Source organism: Pseudoroseomonas cervicalis ATCC 49957 (genome assembly GCF_000164635.1).
GTDB classification, from domain to species: Bacteria; Pseudomonadota; Alphaproteobacteria; order Acetobacterales; family Acetobacteraceae; genus Pseudoroseomonas; species Pseudoroseomonas cervicalis.
Genome location: NZ_GG770777.1, coordinates 1,018,278 through 1,021,757, shown reverse-complemented (window position 1 = coordinate 1,021,757; position 3,480 = coordinate 1,018,278). Strand labels below are relative to the sequence as shown.

Sequence of the window (3,480 nt, the reverse complement as noted above, 5' to 3'; positions counted from 1 at the left end):
CGAGGCGGCGCCGCTGGCCTGGTGGGCGCCCGACCATTTGCCCGGCCGCCCGCTGTTCGACACCGCCACCGGTGCGCTGCTGGAGGGTGCGCCGCAGCGCGGCCGCGCCGGCGCCGAGACGCTGTGGCAATGGGCGCCGCGCGGCATGGTGGCGCGCTACGACGCCGCCGGCCGCTGGACCGGCTTCCGCATGCTGGGCGAGGATGGCAGCGAGGTGATCTACCAGCCCGAGGGCTGAACCGCCCGCCCGGCGCCGCTCAACCGCTTGTGTGCGGGGCTGCCGCATTCCCTCCACATGGACCGGCTCCGCTGGCCGCCAGCATCGGAAGGGAGGCGGCGATGAGCGGGAAGGGCTTCTGGCGCGGGCTGCGCGACATCCTCGTGTCGCTGGTCTGGCTGGTGGTGGCGCTGGCGCTCGGCGTGCTGGTGGCGGCGCCGGTGGTCCTCGGCCTGGACGCGCTGTTCCTGCGGCTGGGCTTCACCGCCGCCAGCCCGGACATGGCGCGGTTCACCTCGATCATCCTCGGCCTGCTGGTGGGGGTGGTGGTGGTGATCTGGCTGGACCGGCGGCTGCGCCGCCGGCTGGGCCATTCACCGCTCGAGGCCTGGGATTTCCTCCGCTGGATTCCCTGAGCGGCCCGCCCCCGCCGGGGGCTTCCGGAATCGCGCCCTGCCCCGACATGCGGGGCCATGACCACGCTCCGCATCATCCTCGGCGACCAGTGCAGCCGCGGCCTCTCGGCCTTGCGCGACCTCGACCGCGCGCGGGACGTGGTGCTCAGCATGGAGGTGGCGGAGGAGACCGGGACGGTGCCGCACCACCGGCAGAAGATCGCGCTGATCTTCTCGATGCTGCGGCATTTCCACGCGGCCCTGGTGGCGCGCGGCGTGCGGGCCGAGCACATCCGGCTGGACGATCCGGAGAACAGCGGCAGCTTCACCGGCGAGGTGCTGCGCGCCGTGCGCCGCCACCGCGCCAGCCGCATCATCGCCACCCATCCCGGCGAATGGCGCGTGGCCGAGGCGATGCGCGGCTGGGAGGCGGCGGCCGGCATCCCGGTCGAGATCCGCGAGGATGACCGCTTCCTCTGCACCCGCGCCGAATTCGCCCGCTGGGCCGGCGGGCGGCGGCAGCTGCGCATGGAATATTTCTACCGCGAGATGCGCCAGCGCCACCGGCTGCTGCTGGAGCCCGACGGCACGCCCACCGGCGGGCAATGGAACTACGACGCCGAGAACCGCAAGCGCCTGCCCCCGGGCGAGTCGCCGCCGCCGGTGCCGCGCTTCGCGCCCGACGCCATCACGCGCGAGGTGCTCGAGCTCGTCGCCCGGCGCTTCCCGCGCCGCTATGGCGGGCTGGAGAGTTTCGGCTGGCCGGTCACCGCGCGCGACGCCGGGGTGGCGCTGCGCGACTTCCTGGCGCACCGCCTGCCGCGCTTCGGCGACTACCAGGACGCCATGGCGGCGGGCGAGCCGGTGCTCTACCACAGCCTGGTCTCGCCGGCGCTGAATGGCGGGCTGCTCGACCCGCTGGAGGTCTGCCAGGCGGCGGAGGCCGAGTACCGTGCCGGCCGCGCCCCCCTGAACGCCGTCGAGGGCTTCATCCGGCAGATCCTGGGCTGGCGCGAATATGTGCGCGGCCTCTACTGGCTGCGCATGCCGGGCTATGCCGAGGGCAACGCGCTGGAGGCCAAGCGCCCGCTGCCGGAATTCTACTGGAGCGCGGAGACCGACATGGCCTGCCTGCGCCACACCCTGGCGCAGACCCGCGACCACGCCCATGCCCACCACATCCAGCGGCTGATGGTGGCCGGGAACTTCGCCCTGCTGGCGGGGATCGACCCGGCGGCGGTGAACGCCTGGTATCTGGCGGTGTATCTGGACGCCTATGAATGGGTGCAGCTGCCCAACACCCACGGCATGGCGCTGTTCGCCGATGGCGGGGTGATGGCCTCCAAGCCCTATGCCGCCTCCGGCGCCTACATCCACCGCATGAGCGATTATTGCGGCCAGTGCCGCCACGATGTGCGGCGGGCCGAGGGGGAGGGGGCCTGCCCGTTCAACTTCCTCTACTGGGATTTCATCGCCCGCCATGCAGAGCGCTGGCGCGGCAATGCCCGCATGGCCCTGCCGCTGCGCAACCTGGAGCGCATGCCGCCCGAAAGGCTGGCCACGCTGCGCGCCCAGGCGGCGCGGTTCCTGGAATCGCTGCCGCCAGCCGCCGATTATTGCTGAGCCGGGCTGGGGCGCTCCATCGGCCGTTAAGGCTCTGCCTCTAAAAATGAGGCAGCGTTCCAAGGAACCCGGCATTGCGCATCCGCACCTTTTTCCTGCTCTGCTTCTGCAGCGTCGCGGCCACCGGCAGCATCGCCGCGCTGTGGGAGGCGGGCAGCTCCTGGCAGACGTGGCAGGAAGCCCGGGAGGCCAGCCGCGCCACCCAGGCGGTCAGTGCGGCGCAGCGCGCGCAGACCGCCATCGCCACCGAGATCGGCGGCCACGCCTCGCAGCTGCGCAGCGCCAACCCCGATTTCGCCACGCTGGAGCGGCAGGCGGCGGAAACCGACCGGCTGCTGGCCGAGGCCCTGGCCAGCGGCGGGCAGGCCGGGCTGGACATCGCCCCGCTGCGCGACATCCAGGCCCGCATCGCCACGCTGCGGCCCCGCAGCCTGGCCGAGATGCGTCGCCCGCTGGCCGAGCGCGACGCCGCCATGCCCGACGCCACCCAGGCGCTGCGCAATGCCGGGGTCGAGGCCGCGTCGCGCCTGGCCGGCACCGCCGCGCGCGAGGTGGCCAGCTCCGCGCCCGCCGCGGCGCTGCTGCTGGAGATCGCCCAGGCGATGATGGAGGTGCGCGACCTGGCCGGGCGCCGCAACACCACCCTGGTCAACTGGATGCAGACCGGCCGCATCACGCCCGAGGCGATGCAGGCCGCGCAGCAGCAGACCGGCCGGATCGAGCAATCCTGGCAATCGGCACAGCGCCTGGTCGCCGCCCTGCCGCCGAAGCCGGCGCTGCAGGCGGCGCTGGCGGCGCAGAAGCGCAGCCTGGAGGGCGAGGACGAGCCGCGCTGGCGCGAGCATCTGGCGCTGGGCTGGCAGGCCATGCAGGGCCAGGCGGTGCGCTGGCCGCTCACGGTCGAGGCCTATCGCGCCTGGTCCACCCCGGCGCAGGCGCGCATCCTGGTGCTGCGCGACGCGGCGCTGGACGAGGCGCTGGCGCTGAGCGAGGCCAGCGCCGCCAAGGCGCAGCTGCATCTCGGCCTGTCCTCGGCGCTGGTGCTGCTCTGCCTCGGCCTGACCGGGCTGTCGGTGGTGCTGCTGTTCCGCCGCATCGTGCTGCCGCTGCAGGGGCTGACCGCGACCGTCGGCCGCATCGCCGGGGGCGAGCTGCAACTGGCCGTGCCCGGCCGCGCGCGGCGCGACGAGCTGGGCGGCATGGCGCAGGCGATCGAGACGCTGCGCGCCGCCTCGGCCGAGCGCC

General features: G+C 73.8%; 4 protein-coding genes. All 4 read left to right on the top strand.

The window, feature by feature from the left end; all coding sequences use genetic code 11:
• Positions 1-238 (top strand): hypothetical protein (locus HMPREF0731_RS04405; RefSeq protein ID WP_007002825.1); only part of this gene is annotated, 238 nt, incomplete at its 5' end.
• A 101-nt stretch (positions 239-339) separates the two neighbouring features.
• On the top strand, positions 340-633 hold the full coding sequence (locus HMPREF0731_RS04400) for a CvpA family protein (protein ID WP_007002824.1): 294 nt from the start codon (positions 340-342) through the stop codon (positions 631-633).
• Between the two features lie 57 nt (positions 634-690).
• Positions 691-2,235, top strand: a complete 1,545-nt coding sequence (locus tag HMPREF0731_RS04395) for a cryptochrome/photolyase family protein (RefSeq protein WP_007002823.1) — start codon at positions 691-693, stop codon at positions 2,233-2,235.
• Positions 2,236-2,309: 74 nt separating this feature from the next.
• On the top strand, positions 2,310-3,480 hold a 1,171-nt coding region (locus tag HMPREF0731_RS24965; protein ID WP_007002822.1), incomplete at its 3' end, for a HAMP domain-containing protein.

Bases quoted from the DNA above. Each gene is read 5' to 3' on its own strand.
- HMPREF0731_RS04400 (WP_007002824.1), top strand. From the start codon at position 340: ATGAGCGGGAAGGGCTTCTGGCGCGGGCTGCGCGACATCCTCGTGTCG.
- HMPREF0731_RS04395 (WP_007002823.1), top strand. From the start codon at position 691: ATGACCACGCTCCGCATCATCCTCGGCGACCAGTGCAGCCGCGGCCTC.